Source organism: Pseudomonas sp. A125, assembly GCF_055409485.1.
The window spans coordinates 300,413-306,983 of record NZ_JBUZVP010000006.1 but is presented as its reverse complement, the minus strand read 5'-3'; the positions used below and the strand labels follow the sequence as shown (position 1 = coordinate 306,983).

The following is a 6,571-nucleotide window of genomic DNA, read 5'->3' as shown; positions in this document are numbered from 1 at the left end:
CAGCGGCCCTAAAACCTGCCACAGGGTTCTATCTGGAAAAATGCGGGGTTCTTATTGGGGCTGCTGCGCAGCCCAGCGCGGGGCAAGCCCGCTCACCACAGGCAAGGCTGCTCACCACAAGTAAGCCCGCTCACCACAGGCAAGCCTGCTCACCACAGGCAAGCCCACTCACTGCAATTTGCTAGGCGCCGGTTACGGCTGCGCGGCCACTGACCAGGCGCTCCAAGGCTTCACCCAAGCCCGACGCCTTGTCACCAATCAGCAAGTGCCAAACACCGCTCTCAAGCTGACTCACACCCTGGCAACCCAGTGCCGTCAGTTGAGATTCCGACAGCACCGAACCATCCCCCAGCTCCACCCGCAGCCGCGTCATCGCCACCGCATCCAATTGCAAAACATTGGCCCGACCGCCCAGGGCACTCAGCCATTTCTCGGCCTCGTGCACGTTCACCGGCGTGCTCTTCTCAACCGGCGCAGCAGCGACCGGAGTGACTCCAACATACGAAGGCATCGCCAACCGAATCTCATCGGCAATGCTGTCTGCCATCGGCCCGACCACCACCTGCAGGCTCCCGCCATTACCCGGCCGAACCACAGCCATGGCGCCCAGCGCTTTCAAATCGGCATCCACCGCCTTGTTGCGGTCCACCATGTCCAACCGCAGGCGCGTCGTGCAGGCACCCACGCTCAGTAGATTCTCCGCACCACCCAGCGCCCGAATATAAGCACCGGCCCGCTGGTTATCAGTCATGGCCTCAGCCTGCACGACTTGAATATCCTCACGCCCCGGCGTCTTCAAATTGAACCGGCGAATGCAGTAGTTGAACACGCTGTAGTAGATCACCGCATACGCCAGCCCAACCGGGAATATCAGCCAGCCGTTGGTGGACTTGCCCCAGCCCAGCACCATGTCGATAAACCCACCGGAGAAGGTAAAGCCCAGGTGAATGTTGAGCATGTTGGTGATCGCCATCGACAACCCGGTCAGCAGCGCATGCAGCAGGTACAGGAATGGCGCGAGGAACATGAAGGCGAATTCGATCGGCTCGGTCACCCCGGTGAGGAACGAGGTCAGTGCCATCGACAGGAAAATCCCGCCCATGATCTTGCGCCGCTCCGGCAATGCATTGCGGTACATCGCCAGGCACGCCGCCGGCAGGCCGAACAGCATCACCGGGAACATGCCGGTCATGAACTGGCCGCCTTTCGGGTCACCGGCAAAGTAGCGGGTCAGGTCGCCGGTCACTACCGCGCCTGTCGCCGGGTCGGTGAAGGTACCGAACACAAACCACGCCATGTTGTTGAGGATATGGTGCAAGCCGGTGACGATCAGCAGGCGGTTGAACACCCCAAACACGAACGCACCAAAACTGCCGCTTTCCATCAGCAACACGCCGAAGCTGTTGATGCCTTGCTGCACGGGTGGCCAGATCAAACCAAAGATCACCCCCAGCGCCACCGCGGAAAACCCGGTGACGATCGGCACAAACCGTCGCCCACCAAAGAATGCCAGGTACTCCGGCAGTTTGATGTCCTTGAAGCGGTTGTACAGCGCCCCGGCCATCAAGCCGCTGGCAATACCCGCGAGCATGCCCATGTTGATACTGGCGTCCATCACCTTGAGGGTGGAGACCATCACCAGGTAACCAATGGCGCCCGCCAGGCCCGCCGTGCCGTTATTGTCGCGGGCAAAACCCACGGCAATCCCGATGGCAAAAATCAGCGCCAGGTTGGCGAAGATCGCCTGCCCGGCGTCGTGCATCACTGCGATGTTCAGCAGGTCGGTGTCGCCGAGTCGCAGCAGGAGGCCGGCGATCGGCAGAATCGCGATCGGCAGCATCAGCGCACGGCCCAAGCGTTGCAGCCCTTCGATAAAATATTGGTACACGGCGTGTCTCCCTGTTTTTGTTGTTTTCAGCACAGCGGCCAGTGGTGTTGACAGGCTTGGCGAACGGCTTTGGCGCTGCTCAGGTTAAGCAGGCCTTGGCTCAGTTGCCGGCATTGGGCCGCGTCCAGGTGGCGGACACGGTCCTTGATTTCTCCGATTTGCGGCGGGCTTACAGACAGCTCGCTGATGCCCAGGCCGATCAGCACTGGCGTGGCCAGCGGGTCGGACGCAAGCGCGCCGCACACACCCACCCAACGGCCATGCTTGGCGGCGCCGGTGCAGGTTTGGGCGATCAGGCGCAGAAGCGCCGGGTGCATGGCGTCGACCCTCGCGGCGAGGCCGGCGTGGTCGCGGTCCATGGCCAGGGTGTACTGGGACAGGTCGTTGGTGCCGATGGACAAAAAGTCTGCATGCTCGGCCAGTTGTTCGGCCATCAGCGCGGCGGCAGGCACTTCGATCATCACGCCCAGCACTGGGCGCTGGGTCAGTTCAAGCTCGGTGCACAGTTCATCGAGGCGCTGGCGGATGTGCAGCAGTTCGTCGACCTCACTGACCATTGGCAGCAGGATTCGGCAGCGCTCCAGCGGCGACACTTGCAGCAGGGCGCGCAGTTGCTGGTCCAGCAGTTCCGGGCGTACCTGGGCCATGCGAATGCCGCGCAGGCCCAGCACCGGGTTGGTCTCGAACGGCAGCGGCAAATAGTCGAGTTGCTTGTCGCCGCCGACGTCGATGGTGCGGATGATCACGGGCTTGTCGCCCATGGCGTCCAGCACGGCTTGATAGGCCTGGCGCTGCTCCTGCTCATCGGGCGCGGTGCGGCGGTCGACGAAGAGGAATTCGGTGCGCAGCAGGCCGACGCCATCGGCACCGTTCTCGAAGGCCAACTGGGCTTCGGCGCTGGAGGCGACGTTCGCCGCCACTTCAATCCGCACGCCATCCTGAGTACTGGCGGTGCCTTGAGCCTGTGCGTGTTGCTGCTGGCGCCGCAGTTTCTGGGCGTCGCGCAACTGGTGAACCTGGGCATGGCGCGCATCATCCGGCGTCAGTTCCAGGCGACCGTTGGCGGCATCCAGCACTACACGCTGGCCTTGGGGCACATCGAGCAACTCGGTGCCCAGCGCCACCACGCATGGCAAGCCTTTGCCCCGCGCCAGAATCGCTACATGAGAGGTCGCGCCACCCTCGGCCATGCAGATGCCGGCGGCGTGTTGCTTGCTCAGTTGCAGCAGGTCCGAGGGGGTCAATTCATGGGCAGACACGATAGCGCCCGCCGGCAATTGGAAACTCCAGGCCTCGCCCAGCAGCGCCCGCAGCACCCGTTGTTGCAAGTCACGCAGGTCGTTGGCGCGTTCGGCGAACAGCGGTTTGCCGAGGGCCAGCAATACCGCACATTGGGCCTGGATCGTATCGCGCCAGGCGTGAGTGGCGGCGCTGCCATGTTCGATGGCGGTGGTGGCGGCTTCCAGCAACGTCGGGTCTTCCAGCAGCGCCAGGTGGGCGGCGAAGATCTCTTCTTCCTCGATATCCTTGCGCTGGCGGGCCTGGTCCAGGGTGTGGCGGATTTCTGCGCGCACCTGCTCCAGGGCACTGTCCAGGCGCTGCAATTGTTCATCCGGGGCGTTGTTGCCCGGGTCCTCCGGCAGCTCGATTCCGTTCAAGCGCAACAGCGGGCCGCAGACCAGGCCCGGCGCGGCGCAGACGCCCTGCAGCACACCGGCTTCGGTATTCGCGCGGCGCGCAGCGACGGCCACCGGGGCGTGATGCGCTTCGCCAACCGCCACCGACAACGCGGCGATCAGCGCCTGGAGCGCGGCTTCACAATCTTTGCCGCGACAGGTGACCTGCACCTCGTCCTGCTCGCCAATTCCCAGCCCCATCAAGCCGATCAAGCTGTCGCACGACGCCGTCTTGCCGGCGAAATGCAGCTGCGACTGGCTGCTGAAATCCTGCGCCGTCTTGCGGACCAATGCGGCGGGGCGCGCATGCAGGCCGCCACGGTGGGTGATGCGAATCGTCGCGCTGGTTTCGGTGATCGACTCATCAATCACTTTCGCGGCCCCGGCCAAACGCGCCACCACATGCAGCAGCGGTTCGCCGACCTTCACCGATTTCAGGGTGACCGGCTGCAGCTCAAACAACTCGCTGTTGGTCAGGATGATCAGGCTGACCAGGCTTTTGCACTGCCGCGCAATCAGGTCCAGGTCAAACTGCACCAGCGCCTGGCCCTGGCTGACCCGCGCGCCTTGCTTGACCAGCAACGCAAAGCCTTCGCCATTCAATTCCACGGTGTCGATGCCCACGTGCATCAGCAGTTCTGCGCCGTTATCGGCACGAATGGTCAGCGCATGCCCGGTGCGGGCGACATGGAGAATCACGCCGTCGCACGGCGCATGCAGGCAATCGTTGAGCGGGTCGATGGCAATGCCGTCGCCCATGGCGCCACTGGCGAACACTTCGTCGGGAACGTTGCCCAGGGTCAGCACCGGCCCGCTGAGGGGGGCGCTGAGGGTGAGGTCTTTATTGTTGTGGGACATGGGCACGGTACTCATCAGGAAAACACGGCAAACGACTCAGTGAGTGCGGGTAACTTTGCTCAGGTGGCGCGGCTGGTCCGGGTCCATGCCTCGGGCGACCGCCAGGCCGGCGGCCATCACGTAGAAGCTCTGGATCGCCAGGATCGGGTCCAGGGCCGGGTGTTCGGCGCGGCTTAGTGTCAGGTCGCGTTCGGCGATGTCGTCGGGGGCGGCCAGCAGCACGCGGGCGCCGCGCTGGCGCATGTCGGCGGCCAGACTCAGCAGGCCGGCTTGCTCGGGGCCGCGCGGGGCGAAGACCAGCAGCGGGTAGTTGTCGTCGATCAGGGCCATCGGGCCATGGCGCACCTCGGCGCTGCTGAAGGCTTCGGCCTGGATCGCCGAGGTTTCCTTGAGCTTGAGCGCGGCTTCCTGGGCGATGGCAAAGCCGGCGCCACGGCCGATCACCATCAGTTGCTGGCAATCGCGCAGGGCATTGATGGCCACGCTCCAGTCTTGCCTGGCGGCTTCACGCAAACCGTCGGGCAAGGCCTGGCAGGCTTGCAACAATTGAGCTTCCTGGTTCCAGTGGCCGATCAATTGGGCACTGGCACTCAGGGTGGCGATAAAGCTTTTGGTGGCGGCAACGCTTTGCTCTGGCCCGGCACACAGCGGCACGTGGAATTCGCAGGCGGCTTCCAGTGGCGAGTCTTCGGCGTTGACCATCGAGATGCTCAAGGCGCCGCGCTTGCGCAACAGGCGCAGGCTGTTGACCAGGTCCGGGCTTTGCCCCGACTGGGAGAAACCGAACGCCACTTGCCCGCTGACTTTGAGCGGCGATTGCAGCATGGTCACCACCGACATTGGCAACGACGCCACCGGAATCCCCAGATGTTGCATGGTCAGGTAGGCGAAGTAACTGGCGGCGTGGTCCGAGCTGCCACGGGCGATGGTCATCGCCACTTGCGGTGGCTGGCGACGCAGGCGGCCGGCGACTTCCACCAGCAGCGGGTCCAGGCGTTGCAGTTGAGCCTCGACGGCCTCGCAGGAGGCCAGGGCCTCTTCAAGCATTTTTGAAGTCAATGGTTTCTCCTTCGACCATTACGTCGGTGAGGTGCAGGGAGCGGTCCAGGCGCACGCAGTCGGCAAAGCTGCCGGGCTGCAGGCGACCGCGTTCTTCCAGGCCCAGATAGTCCGCAGGAAATTGCGACAGGCGTTGTGAGGCTTCGCTGATCGGCAGGCCGATCTTCACCAGGTTGCGCAGCGCCTGGTCCATGGTCAGGGTGCTGCCGGCCAGCGTTCCATCGGCCAGGCGCACGCCGCCCAGGCACTTGGTCACGGTGTGGCTGCCCAGCTTGTATTCACCGTCGGGCATGCCGGCGGCGGCGGTGGAATCGGTGACGCAGTACAGGCATGGGATCGAACGCAAAGCCACGCGCATGGCGCCAGGGTGCACGTGCAACAGGTCGGGAATCAGCTCGGCGTATTTGGCGTGGGCCAGCGCCGCGCCGACAATCCCGGGCTCGCGGTGATGCAGCGGGCTCATGGCGTTGTACAAGTGGGTGAAGCTGGTGGCGCCCGCAGCCAGCGCGGCAACGCCTTCTTCATAGCTGCCCAGGGTGTGACCGATCTGCATGCGCACGCCACGTTCGCTCAAGGCGCGGATCAGGCCGTCATGGCCGGCAATTTCCGGGGCAATGGTGATCACCCGGATCGGCGCCAGTCGCAGGTATTCTTCGACTTCGGCCATCAAGGCGGTGTGGGCGAAATTCGGCTGTGCACCGAGTTTTCCCGGGTTGATGTAGGGACCTTCCAGGTGCACGCCCAGCACCCGGGCGGTGCCGGTCGGGCGGCTTTCGCAATAGGTGCCGATTTCGCCGAGCACGCGGGAAATTTCATCCACCGGCGCGGTCATGGTGGTGGCCAGCAGCGAGGTGGTGCCAAACCGCACGTGGGTGCGGGTGATGGTCTGGAACGCATCGGCGCCTTCCATGATGTCTTTGCCGCCACCGCCGTGCACGTGCAGGTCGATAAAGCCAGGCAGCAAGTACGGCAGGTCGTTGTCGGCCGGGTCGCACGGGTTGCCTTCAACGGCTGTCACCTTGCCGTGCTGGTGCACCAGGCGGCCGCGAATCCAGCCGTGTGGCGTGAGGATATTGTCTTCGGACATGGG

The 6,571-nt window shown here is 64.1% G+C and carries 4 protein-coding genes; all 4 read right to left on the bottom strand.

From position 1 onward, the window contains the following. Positions 1 to 181 precede the first annotated feature (181 nt). On the bottom strand, positions 182 to 1,840 hold the full coding sequence (nagE, locus tag ACZRN6_RS11155; protein WP_464007952.1) for an N-acetylglucosamine-specific PTS transporter subunit IIBC: 1,659 nt from the start codon (positions 1,838 to 1,840) through the stop codon (positions 182 to 184). Positions 1,841 to 1,914: 74 nt separating this feature from the next. Further along, on the bottom strand, positions 1,915 to 4,422 hold the full coding sequence (gene ptsP / locus ACZRN6_RS11150; RefSeq protein WP_464007946.1) for a phosphoenolpyruvate--protein phosphotransferase: 2,508 nt from the start codon (positions 4,420 to 4,422) through the stop codon (positions 1,915 to 1,917). A 36-nt stretch (positions 4,423 to 4,458) separates the two neighbouring features. After that, on the bottom strand, positions 4,459 to 5,481 hold the full coding sequence (locus ACZRN6_RS11145) for an SIS domain-containing protein (protein WP_464007945.1): 1,023 nt from the start codon (positions 5,479 to 5,481) through the stop codon (positions 4,459 to 4,461). After that, complete coding sequence (gene nagA, locus ACZRN6_RS11140) at positions 5,462 to 6,568, bottom strand: N-acetylglucosamine-6-phosphate deacetylase (RefSeq protein ID WP_322143415.1); 1,107 nt, start codon at positions 6,566 to 6,568, stop codon at positions 5,462 to 5,464. Before nagA ends, ACZRN6_RS11145 begins: the two co-directional genes overlap by 20 nt. Positions 6,569 to 6,571: the final 3 nt, after the last annotated feature.